The sequence below is a fragment of the Nonomuraea sp. NPDC049378 genome (assembly GCF_055586745.1).
Genome location: NZ_JBVJHP010000012.1, coordinates 82,610 through 104,406, shown reverse-complemented (window position 1 = coordinate 104,406; position 21,797 = coordinate 82,610). Strand labels below are relative to the sequence as shown.

The window sequence follows — 21,797 nt, the reverse complement described above, 5'->3', positions numbered from 1 at the left end:
GCACCGTCGGATGGGGCGGTCAGCCCGCCAGGCCGGGCAGGTTGACCACGATCGCCTCCTGGGTGCTGCGGGCGATCACCACCACCGCCTCCTGCGACGGGTCCGGATTCTCCTCCCGGTGGGGCACGTACGGCGGAACGTAGATGTAGTCGCCGGGCCCCGCCTCGATGCGCACCTCCTCGGCGTCCTCCAGGAAGACGAACGCCGGCGTGCCGCTGACCACGTAGATGGCCGTCTCGGACGCCCCGTGGTGGTGGTCGGACGAGCGGGTGGCGGGCGCGACGTGCGTCTGGCCCATCCACAACCGCGTGGAGCCGGCCGTGGCGCCGCTGATGGCGGCCAGCCGTCGCATGCCGGAGCTCTGCGCCGTGTCGCCCGAGAGCCCGCCGGCGGGCACGTGACGCAGCGGCTGGTGGAACGGGTCGCCCTCGGCCCGGTAGCCCTCCCAGAGCCGCCCTCCGGCCCGTTCCAGCACGCCTGAGGCGACGGCGGCCAGGCGTACGGGGTCGTCGTGCGCGGCGAGCAGCTCGCCGGCCAGCTCGGGGTCGTGCGCGCGCAGCTCGCGCAGCAGCCACTTGCCGCTTCCCTGCCACCTGCGCCCCACGCCCAGCGCGGTCCTGGCGGCCTCCTGGACCACCTCCCAGCGGATGAACGCCTGCTCGCCGGCGTCGGTGACGCCCGCCAGGTCGTCGAGCAGGTCGGACAGCACGTAGCGGGCCCGCTCGGCCTGGTCGGGCGTCAGCCCGCCGGGGCCCGCGGCCAGGCGCTCGCCGAGCGCGCTCTGCAGGTCGCTGGCCCGCCCGCCCGTCCTGTCGGCCAGCACCGCGCCCTCCGCGCACATGCGCGCCAGGCTCGGCCTGCGCCTGCCGAAGTCCTTGTCGAAGTAGGCGTGCAGGCTGGTCTCGCTGTGCACGAACATCTCCACCGGCCACCCGCGCCAGCGCAGCGACTCGCGGTAGGGGGCGGCCAGGCCGTCGAGCACCACCACGACGTCGAGATCGGAGGTGCTGGTGCGGCGCTCGGTGAGCACGCTGCCGCCGACGAAGGCGTACAGCGCCCCCGGGAACATCTCCTCGACCAGGGCGCGCGCGTCGGTGACGGGATCCATGGCGTCAGCCTAGATCCCAGGTGCCGGCGCGCGCCGCCCGATTCGGACTCCTGCTCCGCGGGGGCCGCGGCTCAGCTCAGCTGAACTCGGCCAGCGTGCGTTCGGCCTCCTCCAGCCACGACCGGCGGGCGGTCAGCGCCTCCTCGGCCTCCTTGACGTCCTTGGCGCGACCGGCGGCCTGCGCCTTGGACAGCCGCTTCTCCAGCTGGTCGATGGAGGTGCGCAACTGGTCGACCGTGCTCTGGGCGCGGGCCCTCGCCTCGGGGTTGGAGCGCTTCCACTCGGCGTCCTCGGCCTTGCGCACCGCGTCGTCGACCTTGCGCAGCCCGCCTTCGAGCCGGTCGCGCTGGTCGCGCGGCACGGGGCCGGCGGCCTCCCAGCGCTCCAGGATGTGCCGCAGCGCCGCCCTGGCCGTGCGTGCGTCGGTGACGGGGAGGATCTTCTCCGCCTCGGTGAGCAGCTGCTCCTTGACCGTGGCGTTGGCCGCGAGCGAGGCGTCACGCTCGGCGAACACGGCGGAACGGGCCTGGAAGAACTGGTCCTGGGCGCCCTTGAAGCGGGCCCAGAGCTCGTCCTCCGCTTCGCGCGAGGCCCGGCCGGCGCTCTTCCACTGTTGCATCAGGTCGCGGTAGATCGCCGCGGTGCCGCCCCAGTCGGTCGAGTCGGACAGCGCCTCGGCCTCGGCGACGATGCGCTCCTTGGCCGCGCGCACCTCCTCGCGCTGCTCGTCGAGCCCCGCGAAGTACTGCTTGCGGCGCTTGGCGAACGCCGTGCGCGCGGCCGACAGCCGCTTCCACAGCGCGGCCTCCGTGACCCGGTCGATGCGGTCGGCGGCCTTCCACTCCTCGATGAGCTGGCGCAGCCGCTCACCGCCGGACTTCCAGTGGGTGGTCTCGTCGGCGATGCGCTCGGCCTCGGCGACGATGCGTTCCTTGACCGCCCTGGCCTCGGCCCGCGCCTGCTCGCGAGCGGCCTTGACCTCCTCGCGGCGCTGGGCGACCAGCTCCGTCAGGCCGTCGAGCCTGGCCGTCAGCGCGGCGAGGTCGCCGATCGCGTGGGCGTCGGCGACGGCCTCGCGCAGCTTGACGATGCTCGCCTCGGCCTGTGCCGGAGCCAGGTCGGTGCTCCTGACGCGCTGTTCGAGCAGCTGGACCTGGCCGGCCAGCTCGTCGTACTTGCGATGGAAGTAGGCCAGTGCCTCTTCGGGTTCACCGGCCTGCCAGGACCCGACGGCTCGCTCTCCCTCAGCCGTACGCACGTAGACGGTGCCGTCGTCGTCTACCCGGCCCCACGGGTCGGTGCTCACCGTGTCCTCCCGCACTATCCATCAGACCCTTCGGGACTACTTCGTCCCTAGTTTGTATTACGTCAGCTCTTGCCGGCGAATGTCACGTCTTTGATTTCGACGCTTTGCTTCGGCGCTCCGGTCCCGTCTCCCGCGTCTGCGACGACGCCTGCTTTGTTCACCTTGTCCAGGATGTCCAGCCCCTTGGTGATCGTACCCACCGGCGTGTATTGCGGGGGGAGGTTGATGTCTCCGAAAACCAGGAAGAACTGGCTGCCCGTGGTGCCGGGCGCCTGGGTCTTGGCCATCGCCATCACACCCCGCTTGTACGCGGCACCCTCCAGGTTCTCCTCGGCCATGACGTAGCCGGGGCCGCCCGAGCCGTCCTGGCTCTTGCCGTCGGCCTTGGCGAACGGGTCGCCGCACTGCAGCATCGGGAACTGGTCGCTGCCCAGCCGGTGGCACTTGCTGCCGTCGTAGTAGTTCTTCTTGGCCAGGTGCTCGAGCGAGTTGGTCGTGCACGGCGCCTTGGCGTTGTCGAGTTCGATCACGATGTCGCCGCGGTTGGTCTCGAACGTCATCGTCTTCGTCGCCGGTTTGGTCTTCACCTTCTTCGGCGGCATGCCGACGTCCTTGACCTGACCGCCGGTCTTGTCGGCGGCGTAGTCGCACGTGCCCGCCGCCGCGTCGTAGGGCTTGGGCCCCGTGGACTCCGCCGCCGAGGCGGTGTCCTGGGGCGCCGCCGTGGGGGACGCGGCCGCGTCCGTCGGCGTGTCACCGCCGCCCATGAACGCGATCGCGGCCACGATGCCGCCGACCACGACCACCACGCCCACGGTGGAGCCGATGATCGCCGTGCGCCTGGCCTTCTGCTCGCGCTCGAGACGGCGCTGCATCTGCCGCTCGTAGTGCTCACGCGCCAGCTGCTTCTGCCGGTCCTTCCCCGTGGCCACCGCTTTGCCTCCCATAGTGAATCAACTGAGGTGGGCGAATCGTATCGGCCAACGGGTAATGATTCGCAGCCCGGCGACCCGCACCGGTACCCTTCGGTTACATTCCCATTGGCTTTTCGACGAGATCACCTGAGGCAGATGCTCATCGCCGGCTTCCCCGCAGGGGCCTTCCAGACCAATTGTTACGTCGTCGCGCCTGCCGCCGGCGAGGAGTGCGTGATCGTCGATCCAGGCCAGGACGCGACCGAGGGCGTCGACGAGCTGCTGCGCGAGCACCGGCTCAAGCCCGTCGCGGTCCTGCTCACCCACGGCCACCTCGACCACGTGTGGTCGGTGGCCCCGGTCTGCGGCGCGCGTGACGTCCCCGCGTGGATCCACCCCGACGACCGCCACCTGCTCAGCGACCCCGCCGCCGGCTGGTCCGACACGAGCGCCCAGCTGTTCGGGGGCCTGACGCTGAGCGAGCCCGACGACGTGCGCGAGCTGTCCGACGGCGCCGTGCTCCGGCTCGCCGGCCTCGAGCTCGTGGTCGACCACACCCCGGGCCATACCAGGGGGTCGGTGAGCTTCCGGTCGCCCGGCGACGAGGTCATGTTCTCGGGCGACCTGCTGTTCGCCGGCTCCGTCGGCCGCTCTGACCTTCCCGGCGGCGACTACGCCACCATTCTGCGCAGCCTGGCTACCAAGTGTCTGCCGCTGCCGGACGATACGGTCGTCCTGCCGGGCCACGGACCACAGACAACGATGGGCCGCGAGCGCGCCGTCAATCCGTACCTGAAAGAGGCGGCGCCGCACGCCGGTCCCACACGAGGGATCTAATGAGCTTCCAAGCACCGAAAGGCACCTTCGACTGGCTGCCTCCCCGCTCCGAGCGGGTTCTCGCCGTGCGCGAGGCCCTCGCCGCGCCGCTGCGCGGGGCGGGCTACGGCTACATCGAGACGCCTGTCTTCGAGGACACCCAGCTGTTCGCCAGGGGCGTAGGCGAGTCGACCGACATCGTCTCCAAGGAGATGTACACCTTCCCCGACAAGGCGGGCCGTTCCCTGACGCTGCGCCCCGAGGGCACGGCCTCCGTCGTGCGCGCGGTGCTGCAGCACAACCTGCACACCGGCCAGCTCCCCGTGAAGGTGTGGTATTCCGGCAGCCAGTTCCGCTACGAGCGCGCCCAGAAGGGCCGCTACCGCCACTTCTGGCAGGTGGGCGCCGAGGCCCTCGGGTCGGAGGACCCGGCGCTCGACGCCGAGCTCATCCTGCTCGGCGCCCGCGGGTTCGCCTCGCTCGGCCTCAAGAACGTCACGCTGCTGCTCAACTCGCTCGGCGACAAGGTCTGCAGGCCCGCCTACCGGGCGGCGCTGCAGGAGTTCCTGCGCGGCCTCGACCTCGACGCCGACACCAGGGCCCGCATCGAGATCAACCCGCTGCGGGTGCTCGACGACAAGCGCCCCGAGGTCCAGGCCCAGCTCACCGGCGCGCCCCTGGTGGTCGACCACCTGTGCGCGGCCTGCAAGGCCTACCACGAGGAGGTCCGTTCCCTGCTGGCCGCGTCCGGGGTCGCGTTCGACGACGACCCGCGGCTGGTGCGGGGGCTCGACTACTACACGCGCACCACGTTCGAGTTCGTCCACGGCGGGCTCGGCTCCCAGTCGGCCGTCGGGGGCGGCGGGCGTTACGACGGGCTGAGCGAGATGCTCGACGGCCCGCCGCTGCCCGGCGTCGGGTGGGCGCTCGGGGTCGACCGCACCTTCCTGGCCATGGAGGCCGAAGGGCTGCTGGACGACCACGCGCAGTCGCGCGTCCAGGTGTACGGTGTCCCGCTGGGCGAGGAGGCCCGCCGCCGGATGTTCCTGATCGTCAGCGAGTTGCGCGCGGCGGGCGTCAGCGCCGACATGGCCTTCGGCGGCAAGGGGCTCAAGGGCGCGATGAAGGGTGCCGACCGCTCGGGTGCCGGGTTCGCGCTGATCCTGGGCGAGCGTGACCTCGCGGCCGAGGTCGTGCAGGTGAAGAACCTGACCGACGCCGAGCAGACCGAGGTGCCGCTGGCCCAGGTCGTCGACGTTCTGAAGGGGAAGGTGCAGTGACCGGCCGGGTCGTCGCCGTCGCATCGTCGTCTCTCCTGCCCGTGCGAAGGCAAGGCGCGGTGATCCGCCGGCCGGCACGTGCCGGGTCGCCTCCGTCCGTTCGCCTCTTCCATCCGTGTGAAGGGAAGGCGCGGTGATCCTCCGGCCGGTTCATGCCGGGTCGCCGCCGTCCCTTCGCCCCTCCTATCCGTACGAAGGGAAAGTGCAGTGATCCGCACGCATACCGCCGGGTCGCTCCGTGAGGAGCACGCCGGGCAGCAGGTGACGCTCGCAGGATGGGTGGCCCGCCGCCGTGACCACGGCGGCGTCGTCTTCATCGACCTGCGTGACGCCTCCGGCTCGGCGCAGGTGGTCTTCCGCGAGGAAGACCACGCCCACGACCTGCGCGCCGAATACTGCGTGCAGGTCGTCGGCCAGGTCAGGGTGCGCCCGGAAGGCAACGAGAACCCCGACCTGCCGACCGGCGCGATCGAGGTGGTGGCCGACCGGGTCGAGGTGCTCAGCGAGTCGGCGCCGCTGCCGTTCCCCATCGAGGGCAGCGTGGGGGTGTCGGAGGAGGCGCGGCTCAAATACCGCTATCTCGACATCCGCCGCCAGCAGGTCGCCACGGCGATGCGCACCCGGTCCAAGGCCACCTACCTCGCCAACGAGGTGATGCACGAGCTCGGATTCGTCTACGTCGAGACGCCGACGCTGACCCGTTCCACGCCTGAGGGCGCGCGTGACTTCCTGGTCCCGGTGCGCCTGCAGCCCGGCAACTGGTACGCGCTGCCGCAGTCGCCCCAGCTGTTCAAGCAGCTGCTGCAGGTGGCCGGGCTGGAGCGCTACTACCAGCTGGCGAAGTGCTACCGCGACGAGGACCTGCGGGCCGACCGGCAGCCGGAGTTCACCCAGATCGACGTCGAGATGTCCTTCGTCGACCAGGAGGACGTGATCCAGGTCGGCGAGACGCTGATCGGCCGGCTCTGGAAGGAGATCGCCGGCTACGAACTGCCGACGCCGCTGCCGCGCATGACGTACGCGGAGGCGATGGACCGCTACGGCTCCGACAAGCCGGACCTGCGCTTCGGCCAGGAACTCGTCGAGATGACCGCCTACTTCTCCGGCACCTCCTTCCGCGTCTTCCAGGCCGACTACGTCGGCGCGGTCGTCATGCCCGGCGGCGCCTCGCAGACCCGTAAGGAGCTCGACGGCTGGCAGGAGTGGGCCCGCTCGCGTGGCGCCAAGGGCCTGGCCTACGTGCTCGTCCAGGAGGACGGCACGCTCGGCGGCCCCGTCGCGAAGAACCTGTCGGAGGCGGAGATCTCCGGGCTGGCCGGCAAGGTCGGGGCCAAGCCCGGCGACGCGGTGTTCTTCGCGGCGGGCGCCAGGAACGCCGCGCGCGACCTGCTGGGCGCGGCCCGGCTGGAGATCGGGCGCCGCTGCGACCTCATCGACGAGTCGCAGTGGTCCTTCCTGTGGGTCGTCGACGCGCCCATGTTCGAGCCTGTGTCCGATGAGTCCGGCGGCGAGGGCGGCTGGACGGCCGTGCACCACCCGTTCACCGGGCCGAAGCCGGAGTGGGCCGACAACTTCCAGGACCACCCGGGTGAGGCACTGGCCTACGCGTACGACATGGTCTGCAACGGCATGGAGATCGGCGGCGGGTCGATCCGTATCCACCGGGCCGAGATGCAGCAGCGCGTGTTCGACGTGCTCGGCATCTCCAAGGAGGAGGCGGAGAGCAAGTTCGGCTTCCTGCTGGAGGCGTTCAAGTACGGCCCGCCGCCGCACGGCGGCATCGCCTACGGCTGGGACCGCATCTGCATGCTGCTGTCCGGCGGCGAGTCGATCCGTGACGTGATCGCGTTCCCGAAGACGGCCTCCGGCTTCGACCCGCTCACGGGCGCGCCCACGCCGATCACGGCCGGCCAGCGCAAGGAGGCGGGCGTCGACGCGCCGCCCAAGCCGTAACAGGCCGGAGAACGGGTGACGGCAGGCGCCGTGCGGCGCCTGCCGTCACCCGTTCACGAGCGGTCAGGAGAAGGTGATCTCCTTGATGATCACCGGCTTCTTGGGCGCGGTGGTGCCGCCGTCGCCAGTGATGTCGGCGTTGTTGAGGAGCAGGTCCTGCCCGCTCGTGGCCAGCCCGAGCAGCATGTCCATGCCCTCGCCGACCGTGCCGATGACCGAGTAACCCGCGCCGACCTGAAGGTTCTCGTCCGACAGCGAGACGGCGAACTGGCTGTTGTTGCGGCCGGCCGCCTCACTGGGCTGGGTCATGAACACCACGCCCTTGCCCAGCGGGATCTCGGCGTTCTCGTCGCCGTAGACGTAGCCCGCGGTGCCCTGGCCGTCGGTCGGGTTCTTGCCGTCGGCCTTGGCCTGCGGGTCGCCGCACTGCAGCATGTGCACGCCGGCGACGTCGGGTGTGACCAGCCGGTGGCACTTCATGTCGTCGTAGAACTTCTTCTTCGCGAGGAAGCGCATCGAGTTGACCGCGCACGGCGCCGCGTCGGTCATGAGGTCGACGGTGAAGCTGCCGCGGTTGGTGGCGACCGTCATCTTCTTCAGCTTCATGTCGGGCTTCTTGCCCGGCAGCCCGACGAACTTGTGCGGGAGCGACTTGTCCCGCTTGTACGTGCAGGTCACCGGCCCTGTCTTGGTCGGGCTCGGCGTCGCCGGCGGGGTGATGGACGCGCTGGCGGAGGGGGTGCTCTGCGCCGTGGCCTCGCCGGGCTCCTTGTTGACCATCGTGGTCGCGGCGAAGATCCCGCCCGCCACCACGACCACTGCCACGCCGGCGCCGAGGAAGGTGTTCCGCCTCCCCTTGGAGGTCTGGTCGGCGGCGCGCTTGACCTGCCGTTCCTTGTGCTCCCGCGCCAGCTTCCTCTGGCGGTCTTCTTCGTTCTGGCGGTCGTCGCCGCTCACCGCTATGTCCTCTCGCTTTTGCCCACGCATGACCAAACAACTCCGCGCATGCTACCGGCCTCCGATATGTGCCGGACGTAAGTGGCGAAAGCCGCTGATGCTACGGGTGTGATCGCTGCACACCGCCGCCGCCTCGCCCGCGTTCCCCATGGCCCGCGCGCAGAGGGCGCAGACCGTCGCCGCGCGGGCTTCGAGACCCGGCGGACCCTGTAGCCTCGCGTTGTGGACAGCCTGTTCGACTCGGCGGCCGAGGAGGCCACGCCGCAGCCGCTCGCGGTGCGCATGCGCCCGCGCACCCTCGACGAGGTGATCGGCCAGCGGCACCTGCTCGGCTCCGGCACCCCCCTGCGGCGCCTGGTCGAGAGCGAGGCGCCCATGTCGCTGTTCTTGTGGGGGCCGCCGGGCACCGGCAAGACGACCCTCGCCTACGTGGTCTCCAACGTCACCAAGCGCCGCTTCGTCGAGATCTCCGCCGTGTCGGCGGGCGTCAAGGACGTGCGGGCGGCCATCGACAACGCCCGGCGCGAGCTGGGCATGACCGGCCGGCAGACAGTGCTGTTCGTCGACGAGGTGCACCGCTTCAACAAGGCCCAGCAGGATGCCCTTCTGCCCGCCGTGGAGAACCGCTGGGTCACGTTCATCGGCGCAACCACGGAAAACCCGTTCTTCTCGGTCATCTCGCCGCTGCTGTCGCGCTCGCTGCTCCTCACGCTGGAGTCCCTGACCGACGACGACGTCCGCGTGGTGCTGGAGCGGGCGGTGTCCGACCCGCGCGGCCTGGGCGGGCGCGCGACGCTGGCCCCGGAGGCCCTGGAGCATCTCGTACGCCTCGCGGGCGGCGACGCGCGCCGGTCGCTGACCTACCTGGAAGCGGCGGCGCTGCTGGGCGACGACATCACCGTCGAGGTGGTGGAGAAGGCCGTCGACAAGGCCGCCGTGCGCTACGACCGGCAGGGCGACCAGCACTACGACGTGATCAGCGCCTTCATCAAGTCGATGCGCGGCTCCGACGCCGACGCGGCGCTCCACTACCTCGCCCGCATGATCGAGGCCGGCGAGGACCCTCGGTTCATCGCCCGGCGCATCGTCATCTTCGCCTCCGAGGACGTCGGCATGGCAGACCCCACCTGCCTGCAGACCGCCGTGGCCGCCGCGCAGGCGGTGCAGCTCATCGGGCTGCCCGAGGGGCAGATCAACCTCGCCCAGGCCGTCATCCACTGCGCGACGGCGCCCAAGTCCAACGCCGTGGTCAAGGCCATCGGGGCGGCCGTCGGGGACGTGCGCAAGGGCCTGATCGGCCAGGTGCCCGGCCACCTGCGCGACGCCCACTACGCCGGCGCCGCCAAGCTGGGCCACGGCGACGGCTACAAATACCCCCACGACTTCGACCACGGGCTGGTGCGCCAGGACTACGCGCCCGAGCAGGTGCGCGACAAGCGCTACTACGAGCCGACCAGGCACGGCGCCGAGGGGCCCGTGGCCGAGCGCTGGGCCAGGATCCGCGCCTTCCTGCGCGGCGCCTGAGGTCCGCGAGCGTGCCCGGCGGATGTACGGTTACAGCAGTGACGGCGGGACACGCCGCGAGCGCGTCGGCGCGTTCCCGCTGACGCCGGAGCGGCGGCTCGTGCCCGGGATCGGGCCGGGATCGTGGCGGCACGCGGTCTCACGCGGGGGGTCACGGAAGTGCCGGGGGCCGACGTGGCGGCCTGATCAAGGTCGCTTTCCCCACTAATGTGGTCGCTCGAACGCGATAGGGTCTTGCCGTTCCGGCCCAGCGTACGAGGGAGATGCGCGGATGCTTACCGCTGGAGAGGTCGCCGGGCTGATCGCGGCCACGGGCTGGATAGTCCTGGTCTGCGTGCTGGCCATGGTGCTCGTCAAGGTCGCCAGGCTGCTCACCGAGACCACCAAGGCGGTCTCCGATCTCAACAACCGGCTGACGCCGCTGCTCGACGACATGAGCGTCACGGTCAACGAGACCAACAGGCAGCTGGTCGCCGTCGAGGCCATCGCCAGAGACGTCAAGCAGGTCAGCGGCCACGCGGCCAAGCTCAGCGCGGTGACGCAGACCATCTTCACCGGGCCGCTGATCAAGGTCTCGTCGCTCGGCTACGGCGTGCGGCGCGCCATCGAGGCCCGCACGCCGGCCAGGCCGAGGCAGGGGTCGCGGGGGACGGTCCGGGATACGGTGCGGAGGCGGCCGAGATGATCAGGCGGCTGTTCTACCTCTCGCTCGGCGCGTTCCTCGCCTTCTGGGTGATGCGCAGGCTGCAGGCGCTCCACCCCGACCACGTCGCCCGCCGCACCGCCGACGGCGCGGCGGGCATGCTCCGGCAGGTGAGAGACTTTACTTCCGACGCGCTCGGCGAGGCGGCCGGCCGCGAAACAGAGTTGCGGGCGCGCTTCGGGCTCGACGACGCTGAAGACAAGTGATTTCCACAACCAACGCAAAGGATGGCCACCATGGAGTCGGCAGAGATCGCCCGCCGCTTCCTGCGCTTCTTCGAGGAGCGTGGGCACAAGATAGTGCCCTCGGCCAGCCTGATCGCTGAGGACCCCACGCTACTCCTGGTTCCTGCCGGTATGGTGCCGTTCAAGCCGTACTTCCTGGGGCAGCGCAAGCCTCCGGCGTCCCGGCTGGCCACCGCGCAGAAGTGTGTGCGCACCCCCGACATCGAAGAGGTCGGCAAGACCACGCGGCACGCCACCTTCTTCCAGATGCTGGGCAACTTCTCCTTCGGCGACTACTTCAAGGCCGAAGTGATCCCGTTCGCGTGGGAGCTGCTCACCAGGTCCGAGTCCGAGGGCGGTTTCGGCTTCCCCGAAGACCGGCTCTGGGCGACCGTCTACCTCGACGACGACGAGGCGTACGACATCTGGCGCAACAGCGTCGGCCTGCCCGAGGAGCGCATCCAGCGCCGCGGCCTGGAGGACAACTACTGGCACATGGGCGTGGCCGGGCCCGGCGGCCCGTGCTCGGAGATCTACTACGACCGCGGCCCCGAATACGGCAAGGAGGGCGGTCCCGTCGCCGACGAGGACCGCTACCTCGAGGTGTGGAACCTCGTGTTCATGCAGTACCAGCTCAGCCAGGTCCGTTCCAAGGTCGACTTCGACGTGGCCGGCGAGCTGCCCTCGAAGAACATCGACACCGGCATGGGCCTCGAGCGCATGGCGACGATCCTGCAGGGCGTCGACAACCTCTACGAGATCGACACCACCTACAAGATCCTCGACCGCGCGGCCGAGCTCACCAAGACCCGCTACGGGCGCGACCACCGTTCCGACGTCAGCCTGCGGGTGATCGCCGACCACGTGCGCACCGGCACCATGCTGGTCGCCGACGGCGTCCTGCCCGGCAACGAGGGCCGCGGCTACGTCCTGCGCCGCATCCTGCGCCGCACGGTGCGCAACCTGCGCCTGCTCGGCTCCGGCGACGACCGCTACATGCACGAGCTGACCGACGTCGCGATCAACGTCATGGGCGAGCAATACCCCGAGCTGAAGGCGGACGCGCCGCAGATCCACGGCATCATCGACGCCGAGGAGGCGTCCTTCCTCGGCACGCTGCGCACCGGCACGGCCATCTTCGACGTGGCGGTCGAGGAGACCAAGCGCAGGTCGGCCACCACGCTCCCCGGCGAGCAGGCGTTCAAGCTCCACGACACCTACGGCTTCCCCATCGACCTGACGCTGGAGATGGCGGCCGAGCACGGGCTCAAGGTCGACGAGGAGGGCTTCCGCCGCCTCATGAAGGAGCAGCGGCAGGCGGCCAAGGCCGACGCGGCGGCGAAGAAGACCGGCAACGCCGACATCTCCGTCTTCGGGCAGTTGCTCGAGGCGTCGGGCAAGGTCGACTTCCTCGGCTACGACCAGACCGAGGCCGACACCAGCGTGGTCGGCATCCTCGCCGACGGGGTGTCCGTGCCGGCGGCGGGCGCGGGTTCGAGCGTCGAGATCGTGCTCGCGCGCACCCCGTTCTACGCCGAGGGCGGCGGCCAGCTCGCCGACCAGGGCGTGATCCGCACCAGCGGCGCGGAAGTCGAGGTCGTCGACGTGCAGACGCCGCTCACGGGGCTCGTCGTGCACCGGGGCAAGGTCCGCAAGGGCGAGATCAGGGTCGGCGACGAGGCGCAGGCGGAGATCGACGTCGAGCGCCGCCGCGCGATCTCGCGCAGCCACAGCGCCACCCACCTCGTCCACCGCGGCTTCAAGAACGCGCTCGGCGAGACGGCGGCGCAGGCCGGCTCGGAGAACTCGCCCGGCCGCTTCCGCTTCGACTTCACCGCCTCGGGCGCCGTGCCGCAGAGCGTGCTGCGCGACGTCGAGGACGAAGTCAACGCCGTGCTCGTCAACGACCTCCAGGTCAACGCCTTCTACACCTCCCAGGCGGAGGCCAGGGCGATGGGCGCGCTGGCGATGTTCGGCGAGAAGTACGGCGACGAGGTCCGCGTGGTCGAGATCGGCGACTACTCCCGAGAGCTGTGCGGTGGCACCCACGTGCACAGCTCCGGACAGCTCGGCCTGGTCAAGGTGCTGGGCGAGCAGTCGGTCGGCGCCGGGGTGCGCCGTGTCGAGGCCCTCGTCGGCATCGACGCCTTCCGCTTCCTGGCGCGCGAGAGCGTGCTGGTCGCGCAGCTCACCGAGCAGCTCAAGGCGCGCCGCGAAGAGCTCCCCGAGCGCATCGACGGCATCGTCACCCGGTTGCGCACGGCCGAGAAGGAGCTCGACAAGCTCCGCTCCGCCCAGGTGCTCCAGGTGGCGGGCGACCTGGCCGCTCAGGCTCGTGACCTGCACGGAGTCTCCGTGGTGACACACCGCGCGCCTGATGGCACCGGCGCGGATGATCTGCGTAAGCTCGCGCTTGATGTGCGTGGCAGGTTCCCGGCCGACAGACCGGCGGTCATCGTGATCGCCGGCGCCCCCACCGACAGGCCCGTGGTGGTTGCCGCGGTCAACGAGGCGGGGCGCGAGCGAGGGCTCAAGGCCGGGCAACTGGTCGGCGTCGCCGCCAAGGCTCTTGGGGGTGGCGGTGGCGGCAAGGACGATGTCGCGCAAGGCGGCGGCACGCGACCGGAGGCGATCGGCGACGCGCTGCGCCTGGTCGAGCAGGCCGTTGCTGACCAGGTCAGCCGATAGCCCGGCCGGCATGAGATTCGGTGCGCGGATCGGCGTGGACGTCGGCTCCGTACGCGTGGGCGTGGCCCGCAGCGACCCCTCGGGCATGCTGGCCACGCCGGTCGAGACCGTCAGACGAGGCAAGGGCACCCTCGACCGCATCGCCGCGATCGTCGCCGAGCATGAGGCGATCGAGGTCGTGGTCGGGCTGCCCACCTCGCTGTCGGGGCGTGAGGGGCAGGCGGCCGCGCTGGCACGCGAGTTCGCCTCCGCCCTGGCTGCCCGGGTGGCGCCGACACCGGTGCGGCTGTTCGACGAGCGGCTGACCACGGTGACCGCCCAGCAAGGGCTCAGAGCCAGCGGCGTGCGGGCGAAGAAGCAGCGCGGCGTCGTCGACCAGGCGGCCGCGGTCGTGCTGCTCCAGGATGCCCTCGACTCCGAACGCGCCACGGAAAGACCACCAGGCAGGCCCGCCGAACCGCCACCGGCGGCCGGCGGACCTGCCTCATGAGCGGCCGATCGACGGGCCCCTGCCGTGACCGGCGCGCATGCGTGGCCGCCCCGTGCGCGGGGTCCGCTGCGGCGGAGCGAAGGTGTGCTCCCGTCACGGGCGCGCGTGGCGAGGTGGCCTCGTGAACGGTACGCCCGAGGACGACGACGTGATCCCGTTCCGCGACGCGGACGACGACGCTGACCCGGTGATCGGCGGGGGGAGCGACGCCCGGCCGCACCAGGCTCCGGAACCGGGGACGCGAGCGGCTTGCGGAGCGAGGCCCGAGGAGGCGTTCGGGCCGGACCCTGACCCGGCTTCCACGGCAGACCGGCCGGGCTCCGAGGCGGCTTCCGCGGCGAAGTCCGGGCCGGGCTCAGAAGCGGCTTCCGCGCCTGGCTCCCAGGCGGGCTCCGGACCGGATGCCGGGCCGGGTTCTGGGTCACGTTCTCAGCCGGGCTCAGAGCCGGGTTCCGTGCTGGGCACCGGGGCGGGGGCCGCCGGGTCGCCGTCCCAGCGGCGCCGCGCTCTGCGCCGGGCAGGGCTGCTCTCGACCGGGCTGCTCGTCTCGCTGGTCGCCGTGGGCGCCGGAGCGATCGCGGTGCTCAAGCCGTACATCAGTCCTGACGACTTCGAAGGGCCGGGCAGCGGTTCGGTGACCGTGCGCATCGCGCCCGGGTCGAGCGCGGAGTCCATCGGCTCGACGCTGGCCGACGCCGGGGTGGTGGCCAGCGCGCGGTCGTTCGTGAAGGTGTCGGAGGACCGCGCGGTGACCGGGCGGCTGCGTCCCGGCCACTACCGCATGCGCAAGGGCATGGCGGCAGGGGCGGCCCTCGACCTGCTGCTCGCGCCCTCGTCCAGGATCGTGAAGCGGGTCACCGTGCCCGAGGGCCTGCGCGCGGCCGAGGTGCTGGCCCGGGTGGCCCAGCAGACCGGGCTGCCGCTCGAGGAGTTGCGGGGCGTCGACAGCGCGCTGGTCGGGCTGCCCGACTACGCGCCGGGGATCGAGGGTTTCCTGTTCCCCGCGACGTACGAGGTGGAGCCGGGCGACACGGCGGTCGACGTGCTGGCGGCGATGGTGGAGCGGTTCCGCGCCGCCGCCCGGCAGGTGGGTCTGGCGGCCGAGGCCGCGAAAGTGCATCTGACGCCGCTGGAGGCCGTCACGGTGGCGAGCCTGATCCAGGCCGAGGGCGGCACCGACGCCGACTACCCCAAGATCGCCAGAGTGATCTACAACCGCCTCGCGAAGGACACGCCGCTGGAGATCGACAGCACCGTTCTGTACGCCCAGAAACGCCGGACGCTGAGGATCACGGAGAGCGACACCAAGGTCGATTCGCCCTACAACACCTATCGCCACAAAGGGTTGCCGCCCGGCCCCATCGCCAACCCCGGAGAGAAGGCGCTGATGGCGGCGCTGCACCCGGCGGAGGGTGATTGGCACTGGTTTGTCACCACTGATCCAGCCCATAGAATCACCAAATTCACCAACAAAGAGAGCGAGTTCGTGAGATACCGGGAAGAGTTGAACAAGAACCTCGGGACGAGCTGATGTTCGGTGGACCCCCCGCTATCACCGCGCAAAAGCCCCAAAACGGGGCATGCGTCCTCTTCCCGTCCCTTAGCATGGCTACCCAGTGTGATCTCCGCTGGCCGTGGCAGCACGTCCGGCGGACCCCCCAGTTCCGCTCGGTGACCCCAGCCGGTTGGGCAGTTCCGCTTGACGCCTGGCCGGGCGTGCCGGGAGATTGGCCAGCGAACCCATGAGCGATCTCGATCTCAACTCCTTGCTCGGCGCCGAGGACGACGAAGGTCCCGCGCGGCGCCGCAGCCGTGGCGGCAGGCGCGGCAACAGCCGCAGGCGGCGCAGGCGCCGTAACCGCGGCCGGTTCATCGCACCACTGCTCGCCTTCGTGGTGCTGGCCGGCATCATCGGCGGTGGCGGCTACTACGGCTACATGTGGCTCAACGACGCGCTCGTGCCCGACGACTACACCGGCCAGGGCGCCGGCGAGGTCGTCATCGAGATCAAGAGCGGCCAGAGCGCCTCCGATGTGGCGGTGGAGCTGGAGCGCCAAGGCGTGGTGGCCAGTGTCAGGGCCTTCACCAACGCGATCGGCAACGCCGGGACGAGCGCCTCGCTGCAACCGGGTTCGTACAAACTGCGCAAGCGCATGTCGGCCAAGAACGCCGTGGCGCTGCTCGACCCGGACAACCGGCTGCGCGTGCCAGTGACGATCAAGGAAGGTCTGCGGCTGTCCCAAACCCTGGCCACGCTCGCCAAGGAGACCGGAATGCCGCTCAAGGAGTTCAAGGCCGCGGCCAAGGACGTCGACGCCCTGGACCTGCCGTCCTATGCCAAGGGCAAGCTGGAGGGCTACGCCTTCCCCGCCACGTTCGAGGTGCAGCCGAAGACCACGCCCCGGCAGATCCTCGCGGCCATGGTCGACCGCTACAAGAAGACGGCCGAGTCGGTCGACCTCGAGAGCGGTGCCAGGGATCTCGGGCACACACCGCACGAAATCATCACCATCGCCAGCATCATCCAGGCCGAGGCCGGGCGCGCGGAGGACATGCCGAAGATCGCCCGCGTCATCTACAACCGGCTGGACCGCAAGCCACCGATGAAGCTGGGGATGGACAGCACGGTGATGTACGCCCTCGGCAAGTTCCGCACCTACGCCACCCACGCCGAGCTGCAGACCAAGTCCCGCTACAACACCTACAAGTACGAAGGGCTGCCGCCGGGCCCGATCTCCAACCCGGGTGACCACGCCATCGAGGCGGCGCTCAACCCGGCCAAGGGGCCATGGCTGTTCTTCGTGGCCACCGACCTCAAGAGCAACGTGACCAAGTTCGCCACCACGGAGGCCGAGCGTCAGGCTTTGCTCGCGGAGTGCCGCAGCAACGGCGGCTGCGGCGGCTGACCTCTGCGGCTGCACCTGGGTTCGGCACCTGGGTTCGGCGCCGTCCGCCCGCACCGCGCCGAGGGCGGGCGGCCGTACGAAGCCCGGGCCCTGAGCCGGGGCGGACGGCCGTAGGGCAAGGTTCGTCGACGGGAGCTTCGGCTCTGGCCCGTGCCGTACGGTGCCGCCACGCGCGGGCGATAGGGTCGTCGTGTTCGTGGGTGAAGGAGTGTGGATGCGGGCTGCGGTGCTGGGGTCTCCCATCGGTCATTCGCTCTCGCCCTACCTGCACCGGGCCGCCTACCAGGCGATGGGGCTCGACGGGTGGAGTTATGAGGCGTTCGAGTGCGACGAGGCGCGGTTGCCCGGGCTGCTGGCCGGGTTGGTGCCGGTGCGGGGCCGGGAGCGCGGCGGCGATGACGCCTGGGCGGGGTTGTCTCTGACCATGCCGCTCAAGCGTGCCGTGCTGCCGCTGCTCGACATGGTGTCCGAGGTGGCCGTCGAGGTCGGCGGCGCCAACACCGTGGTGTTCCGTGACGGTCTCCGGCACGGCGACAACACCGACGTCCATGGCATCAAGCAGGCGCTGGCCGAGGCCGGGGTGGCCGCGCCGGGTTCGGCGACCGTGCTCGGCGGAGGAGCCACGGCGGCCTCCGCGCTGGCGGCGCTGCGCGATCTCGGGCTGTTCCAGGCGACGCTGCTGGTACGCGACCCCGCGCGCGCGGGGGAGACGGCGCAGGTCGCCGAACGGCTGGGCGTGTCCTTGGCGGTGGAGACGTTCGACAAGCTCGAGGTGGCGACGCGGGTGGACCTGGCGGTGTCCACGCTGCCCGGCGGTGCCGCCGACGCCTTCGCCGATCGGCTGGCGCGGGTGCCCGCGCTGTTCGACGTGGTCTACTCGCCCTGGCCGACCCGGGCCGCGACCGCCGTCAAGGAGGCGGGTGGCACCGTGGTCGGCGGGTTCGCGATGCTGCTGCACCAGGCGGTGCGGCAGGTGGAGTTGATGACCGGCCGGACGGATGTGCCGGTGGAGGCGATGCGCGCGGCCGGGGAAGCCGAACTCCTGCGGCGGTCGTAGCCACCACCGGCACCGGTTGACGAAGAGGCGCGGCGCTGTCCGGGAATCGGGGCACGGAGACGGCCCGCACCGGTGGGGGCGCCCGGTTCACGACGGCGGCAGCCGTGGCCGTATGGCCATTTCTGGGTAGATGTTTACCGGCAGGCGATGGCCGGCCGGGATGATTCGGGGAGGCGTCGTGGTTGTGGTAATGTAGCTCTCTGATCGGTCCGGCATGCCTTGCTGGACGCGCAAGCGGAGGTCTCCCTCCCACCTGAGTCGCCGAAAGGCGGCCGGGTCCAGGATCACGCCGGACTACTCCGGGGAGCTCGAGGCCACGAAGCCACAGAGCTCAGTGGCCCCGCATGCGCGACGTGCGGGGCTTTTCGCGTTCGCAGCGCGAGGGGCTCTCGGCACGACGAGCACGTAGGGATCGCAAACCTAGGAGGCCCCATCAGCACTGAGCCCCGCATCAACGAGCGTATCCGAGTTCCCGAGGTTCGCCTCGTGGGCCCGAACGGCGAGCAGGTAGGCATCGTCTCCATTCACGACGCGCTCAAGCTCGCCCAGGAAGCCGACCTCGACCTCGTCGAGGTCGCGGCAACGGCTCGACCGCCCGTGTGCAAGCTCATGGACTACGGCAAGTTCAAGTACGAGTCCGCGATGAAGGCGCGCGAGGCGCGCAAGAATCAGGCGCACACGATCATCAAGGAGATCAAGCTCCGGCCGAAGATCGACCCGCACGACTACGAGACCAAGAAGGGTCACGTGGTGCGGTTCCTCAAGGCGGGAGACAAGGTCAAAGTCACGATCATGTTCCGTGGTCGCGAGCAGTCCCGGCCGGAGCTCGGCTTCCGGCTGCTGCAGCGGCTGGCGGACGACGTCCAGGAGCTCGGCTTCGTGGAGTCCCACGCCAAGCAGGACGGCCGTAACATGATCATGGTGATCGGTCCGCACAAGAAGAAAGCCGAGGCCAAGGCCGAAAAGGCCGCAGCCAAGGCGCAGCGTGGCGGCGAGGAGCCTTCCGCACAGGAAGCGTGACCCGCAGTTGGGGTTAGCCTTACAAGCGCGGCCCCAGCCAAGCCACCGGCAGACGAAGACGCCGCTACCGGGTCGGCCAGCACCGGCCCGGCCAGTGGCACGACCGAAACGAGGAGAGACGGCGACATGCCGAAGATGAAGACGCACAGCGGTGCGAAGAAGCGGTTCCGGCTCACCGGCACCGGCAAGATCAAGCGTCGCCGTGCCAATCGCGCGCACTACAACGAGTGGAAGTCGTCCACGTTGACGCGCCGTCTCAAGAACGAGGTCGTCCTTTCCGACGCCGACCACAAGAAGATCAAGAAGCTGCTCGCCAAGTAGCGCGAACCCCCGGGGAGAAGAATCATGGCACGCGTGAAGCGGGCGCTCAACGCCAAGAAGAAGCGCAAGGTCGTCCTCGAGAGGGCGAGCGGTTACCGTGGCCAGCGGTCGCGTCTCTACCGCAAGGCCAAGGAGCAGATGCTCCACTCGATGACGTACGCCTACCGGGACCGCAAGGACCGTAAGGGTGCGTTCCGCCGTCTGTGGATCCAGCGGATCAATGCCGCCGCCCGCCAGAACGGCATGACCTACAACCGCCTCATCCAGGGTCTGCGCCTGGCCAACATCGAGGTCGACCGCAAGATCCTCGCCGACCTCGCGGTCAACGACAGCCAGACCTTCGCCACGCTCGTGGAGGCCGCCAAGAAGGCGCTCCCGGCCGACGTGAACGCTCCGGCCGCGGGCTGAGGCAGTTGCTTTGAACGAGGGCCCACCGATGACGGTGGGCCCTTTGCTGTGGACGCACACGAAGCGCGTCCAGCGCGCGGGCCGCGGGACGTGGCCCGCCGGGCGCGGGCAAGGACGCGGGCAAGGGCGTGGGGGAGAGCATGGCGGGGTCCGAGCTGACCAACGTGCGGTCGCCGAGGGTCAAGGCGGCCCGGCGGCTCACCAAGCGGGCCTTCAGGGAGCAGGACCGTAGATTCCTGGCCGAAGGGCCGCAGGCGGTGCGCGAGGCGCTCAAGCTCGACGACGTGGTCCTCGAGCTGTTCAGCACGGCCGAGGCCGAGCTGCGCCACCCCGAGCTGATCACCGAGGCCACTCTCAAGGGCGTCCCCGTGCACCGGGCCAGCGGCGAGGTCATGTCCGAGCTCTCCCAGACCGTGACCCCGCAAGGGCTGGTGGCGGTCTGCGGGCTCGTGCACGTCCCCCTGGAGCGGGCCCTGGAGGGCACGCCGCGCCTGGTGGCGATGCTCGCGCATGTGCGCGATCCGGGTAACGCCGGCACCGTCATGCGCGCCGCCGACGCCGCCGGGGCCGACACGGTGATCTTCACCGACGCCTCCGTCGACCCGTACAACGGCAAGTGCGTACGCGCCAGCGCGGGCAGTCTTTTCCATCTTCCCGTCGTCATCGGTGCTCCGGTGGGCGCCGCCGTGCGTCACCTCAAGGAGCGGGGGCTGCGCGTGCTGGCGGCCGACGGCACGGGCAAGCGCACGCTCGACGACGTCGATCTGTCCGGCCCCACCGCGTGGATCTTCGGCAACGAGGCCTGGGGTCTGCCGGAGGAGATCCTCGCCGAGGCGGACGACGTGGTCAGGGTGCCCATCTACGGACAGGCTGAAAGTCTCAACCTGGCCACCGCGGCGGCGGTGTGCCTTTACTCTTCCGCCAGGGCTCAGCGAGTGTCCTAGGCGGCGGGAAACCCGCTATTGTCGGCGATGTAGGCGGAGGAGGCGAGGTCGTGCACGGCGCAGACACCGACGGGCGCGTTGTGGCCGCCGCGTGCACGATAGCCATCGACGATCTCCCCGACGGCCTCATCGTGGCCGACCGGCATGGCTGCGTGGTCGCCGTCAACCGAGCCGCCGCGCGGCTCACCGGCATCGCCATGGAGCGCGCGGTCGGCCGGCACATGACCGACGTGTTCCCGTTCCGCGACCATGACGGGCGTGACTGGTGGAAGGCCCTCGACCTCGAGGGCGGGCTGCGTACGCGGAGCAGGGTGCCGGAGCGGCCGCTGCACCTGCCGGGCGGCCAGGAGCTCTACGTCACGGCCCGGTTCATCCGCGAGCCGGAGCGCGGCGGCGAGGTCGAGCGCATCACGATCACCCTCAGAGACGGCGGCGCCCGGGCCCGGCTGGAGCGCAGCCGGGCCGACCTGGTCTCCACGGTGGCCCACGAGCTGCGTTCGCCGCTGACGAGCGTCAAGGGGTTCACCGCGACCCTGCTGGCCAAGTGGACGCGCTTCACCGACGAGCAGAAGCGCGTGATGCTCGAGACCGTCAACAACGACGCCGACCGTGTCACACGGCTCATCACCGAGCTGCTCGACGTCTCCCGCATCGAGTCGGGGCGGCTGGAGGTGCGCCGCCAGGTCGTCGACCTTCCCGCCAGGGCGCGCAGGCTCATCGCCGGGCGGGTGGCGGCCGGCGAGGCCGAACACCGGTTCCGCCTGGTGTCCGGCGACCACCTGCCGGAGATGTGGCTCGACCAGGACAAGATCGACCAGATCCTGGGTAACCTGGTGGAAAACGCGCTGCGCCATGGGCGCGGCACTGTGACCATAGAGATCGAGTCCGTTGGATGGGGAGTTGCCGTGTCGGTGCGCGACGAGGGCGAGGGCATCGAGCCCGAGCTGGCTCCGCGCGTCTTCAGGCAGTTCTGGCGCGGCGGAAACAGCCGCAGGCGCGGCGGCACCGGGCTCGGCCTGTTCATCGTGAAAGGCCTGGTCGAAGCGCACGGCGGCACGATCGCCGTGCAGCGGGCCCCCGAGGGCGGGGCGGAGTTCCGATTTACCGTGCCCACCGGCACGCCTGACTTCGCGACCCCGTAGCGAGCGATTCGGGCCCGGTGGGCGGGTCCCACTAGA

General features: G+C 70.5%; 20 protein-coding genes. 16 read left to right on the top strand and 4 right to left on the bottom strand.

Annotated elements, in window-relative coordinates:
* Nucleotides 1-19: 19 nt before the first annotated feature.
* From ACZ6SA_RS25820 to ACZ6SA_RS25810, 3 genes are all read right to left on the bottom strand, one after another.
* The gene (locus ACZ6SA_RS25820) at nt 20-1,108 is read right to left on the bottom strand and encodes a cupin domain-containing protein (protein ID WP_465830922.1); all 1,089 of its coding nucleotides are present in this window, start codon (nt 1,106-1,108) and stop codon (nt 20-22) included.
* Between the two features lie 76 nt (nt 1,109-1,184).
* On the bottom strand, nt 1,185-2,414 hold the full coding sequence (locus tag ACZ6SA_RS25815) for a DUF349 domain-containing protein (protein WP_347648915.1): 1,230 nt from the start codon (nt 2,412-2,414) through the stop codon (nt 1,185-1,187).
* Nucleotides 2,415-2,476: 62 nt separating this feature from the next.
* Nucleotides 2,477-3,346, bottom strand: coding sequence for a peptidylprolyl isomerase (locus ACZ6SA_RS25810; RefSeq protein ID WP_347648914.1), 870 nt, complete (start codon nt 3,344-3,346; stop codon nt 2,477-2,479).
* 138 nt (nt 3,347-3,484) lie between these two features.
* Between ACZ6SA_RS25810 and ACZ6SA_RS25805 the strand changes: the two genes are divergently transcribed.
* The 3 genes from ACZ6SA_RS25805 to aspS all read left to right on the top strand — a co-directional run bounded on the left by ACZ6SA_RS25805 (nt 3,485) and on the right by aspS (nt 7,377).
* On the top strand, nt 3,485-4,165 hold the full coding sequence (locus ACZ6SA_RS25805) for an MBL fold metallo-hydrolase (RefSeq protein WP_347648913.1): 681 nt from the start codon (nt 3,485-3,487) through the stop codon (nt 4,163-4,165).
* The gene (hisS, locus tag ACZ6SA_RS25800; RefSeq protein ID WP_347648912.1) at nt 4,165-5,424 is read left to right on the top strand and encodes a histidine--tRNA ligase; all 1,260 of its coding nucleotides are present in this window, start codon (nt 4,165-4,167) and stop codon (nt 5,422-5,424) included. The genes ACZ6SA_RS25805 and hisS overlap by 1 nt, the downstream gene beginning before the upstream one ends.
* A 207-nt stretch (nt 5,425-5,631) precedes the next feature.
* Nucleotides 5,632-7,377: an aspartate--tRNA ligase gene (gene aspS, locus ACZ6SA_RS25795; RefSeq protein WP_347648911.1), complete on the top strand. Its 1,746-nt coding sequence runs from the start codon at nt 5,632-5,634 to the stop codon at nt 7,375-7,377.
* Nucleotides 7,378-7,440: 63 nt separating this feature from the next.
* Here aspS and ACZ6SA_RS25790 read toward each other — a convergent pair whose 3' ends face one another.
* Complete coding sequence (locus tag ACZ6SA_RS25790) at nt 7,441-8,334, bottom strand: peptidylprolyl isomerase (protein WP_465830919.1); 894 nt, start codon at nt 8,332-8,334, stop codon at nt 7,441-7,443.
* Between the two features lie 222 nt (nt 8,335-8,556).
* Here ACZ6SA_RS25790 and ACZ6SA_RS25785 point away from each other — a divergent pair, with 222 nt between their 5' ends.
* The 13 genes from ACZ6SA_RS25785 (at nt 8,557) to ACZ6SA_RS25725 (ending at nt 21,761) form a co-directional block, all read left to right on the top strand.
* Nucleotides 8,557-9,858: a replication-associated recombination protein A gene (locus tag ACZ6SA_RS25785; protein WP_347648909.1), complete on the top strand. Its 1,302-nt coding sequence runs from the start codon at nt 8,557-8,559 to the stop codon at nt 9,856-9,858.
* Between the two features lie 271 nt (nt 9,859-10,129).
* Complete coding sequence (locus ACZ6SA_RS25780; protein WP_347648908.1) at nt 10,130-10,543, top strand: DUF948 domain-containing protein; 414 nt, start codon at nt 10,130-10,132, stop codon at nt 10,541-10,543.
* Nucleotides 10,540-10,767: a hypothetical protein gene (locus ACZ6SA_RS25775; protein ID WP_347648907.1), complete on the top strand. Its 228-nt coding sequence runs from the start codon at nt 10,540-10,542 to the stop codon at nt 10,765-10,767. The genes ACZ6SA_RS25780 and ACZ6SA_RS25775 overlap by 4 nt, the downstream gene beginning before the upstream one ends.
* A 30-nt stretch (nt 10,768-10,797) precedes the next feature.
* Complete coding sequence (alaS, locus tag ACZ6SA_RS25770; RefSeq protein ID WP_347648906.1) at nt 10,798-13,473, top strand: alanine--tRNA ligase; 2,676 nt, start codon at nt 10,798-10,800, stop codon at nt 13,471-13,473.
* Nucleotides 13,474-13,483: 10 nt separating this feature from the next.
* Nucleotides 13,484-13,963, top strand: coding sequence for a Holliday junction resolvase RuvX (gene ruvX / locus ACZ6SA_RS25765; RefSeq protein ID WP_347648905.1), 480 nt, complete (start codon nt 13,484-13,486; stop codon nt 13,961-13,963).
* A gap of 454 nt (nt 13,964-14,417) precedes the next feature.
* On the top strand, nt 14,418-15,494 hold the full coding sequence (gene mltG / locus ACZ6SA_RS25760; RefSeq protein ID WP_347648904.1) for an endolytic transglycosylase MltG: 1,077 nt from the start codon (nt 14,418-14,420) through the stop codon (nt 15,492-15,494).
* A 211-nt stretch (nt 15,495-15,705) separates the two neighbouring features.
* On the top strand, nt 15,706-16,869 hold the full coding sequence (gene mltG / locus ACZ6SA_RS25755) for an endolytic transglycosylase MltG (RefSeq protein ID WP_347648903.1): 1,164 nt from the start codon (nt 15,706-15,708) through the stop codon (nt 16,867-16,869).
* Between the two features lie 214 nt (nt 16,870-17,083).
* Entirely contained in the window at nt 17,084-17,926 is an 843-nt protein-coding gene (locus tag ACZ6SA_RS25750; RefSeq protein WP_465830914.1) for a shikimate dehydrogenase, read from the top strand.
* A gap of 411 nt (nt 17,927-18,337) precedes the next feature.
* Nucleotides 18,338-18,946, top strand: coding sequence for a translation initiation factor IF-3 (infC, locus tag ACZ6SA_RS25745; protein WP_132628210.1), 609 nt, complete (start codon nt 18,338-18,340; stop codon nt 18,944-18,946).
* A 126-nt stretch (nt 18,947-19,072) separates the two neighbouring features.
* Nucleotides 19,073-19,267 carry a 50S ribosomal protein L35 gene (gene rpmI / locus ACZ6SA_RS25740; RefSeq protein ID WP_132503691.1) on the top strand — a complete coding sequence of 65 codons (195 nt, stop codon included), beginning with the start codon at nt 19,073-19,075 and terminating at the stop codon, nt 19,265-19,267.
* Between the two features lie 24 nt (nt 19,268-19,291).
* Entirely contained in the window at nt 19,292-19,675 is a 384-nt protein-coding gene (gene rplT, locus ACZ6SA_RS25735; RefSeq protein ID WP_347648901.1) for a 50S ribosomal protein L20, read from the top strand.
* Nucleotides 19,676-19,815: 140 nt separating this feature from the next.
* The gene (locus ACZ6SA_RS25730; RefSeq protein ID WP_347648900.1) at nt 19,816-20,619 is read left to right on the top strand and encodes a TrmH family RNA methyltransferase; all 804 of its coding nucleotides are present in this window, start codon (nt 19,816-19,818) and stop codon (nt 20,617-20,619) included.
* 50 nt (nt 20,620-20,669) lie between these two features.
* Entirely contained in the window at nt 20,670-21,761 is a 1,092-nt protein-coding gene (locus ACZ6SA_RS25725; RefSeq protein WP_347648899.1) for a sensor histidine kinase, read from the top strand.
* Nucleotides 21,762-21,797: the final 36 nt, after the last annotated feature.

Excerpts from the sequence above, each read along its gene's own strand:
- ACZ6SA_RS25780 (WP_347648908.1), top strand. The coding sequence starts at position 10,130 with ATGCTTACCGCTGGAGAGGTCGCCGGGCTGATCGCGGCCACGGGCTGG.
- hisS (WP_347648912.1), top strand. The coding sequence starts at position 4,165 with ATGAGCTTCCAAGCACCGAAAGGCACCTTCGACTGGCTGCCTCCCCGC.
- alaS (WP_347648906.1), top strand. The coding sequence starts at position 10,798 with ATGGAGTCGGCAGAGATCGCCCGCCGCTTCCTGCGCTTCTTCGAGGAG.
- ruvX (WP_347648905.1), top strand. The coding sequence starts at position 13,484 with ATGAGATTCGGTGCGCGGATCGGCGTGGACGTCGGCTCCGTACGCGTG.
- mltG (WP_347648903.1), top strand. The coding sequence starts at position 15,706 with ATGAGCGATCTCGATCTCAACTCCTTGCTCGGCGCCGAGGACGACGAA.
- ACZ6SA_RS25820 (WP_465830922.1), bottom strand. The coding sequence starts at position 1,108 with ATGGATCCCGTCACCGACGCGCGCGCCCTGGTCGAGGAGATGTTCCCG.
- ACZ6SA_RS25775 (WP_347648907.1), top strand. The coding sequence starts at position 10,540 with ATGATCAGGCGGCTGTTCTACCTCTCGCTCGGCGCGTTCCTCGCCTTC.
- ACZ6SA_RS25750 (WP_465830914.1), top strand. The coding sequence starts at position 17,084 with ATGCGGGCTGCGGTGCTGGGGTCTCCCATCGGTCATTCGCTCTCGCCC.
- ACZ6SA_RS25730 (WP_347648900.1), top strand. The coding sequence starts at position 19,816 with ATGGCGGGGTCCGAGCTGACCAACGTGCGGTCGCCGAGGGTCAAGGCG.
- ACZ6SA_RS25805 (WP_347648913.1), top strand. The coding sequence starts at position 3,485 with ATGCTCATCGCCGGCTTCCCCGCAGGGGCCTTCCAGACCAATTGTTAC.
- rplT (WP_347648901.1), top strand. The coding sequence starts at position 19,292 with ATGGCACGCGTGAAGCGGGCGCTCAACGCCAAGAAGAAGCGCAAGGTC.
- rpmI (WP_132503691.1), top strand. The coding sequence starts at position 19,073 with ATGCCGAAGATGAAGACGCACAGCGGTGCGAAGAAGCGGTTCCGGCTC.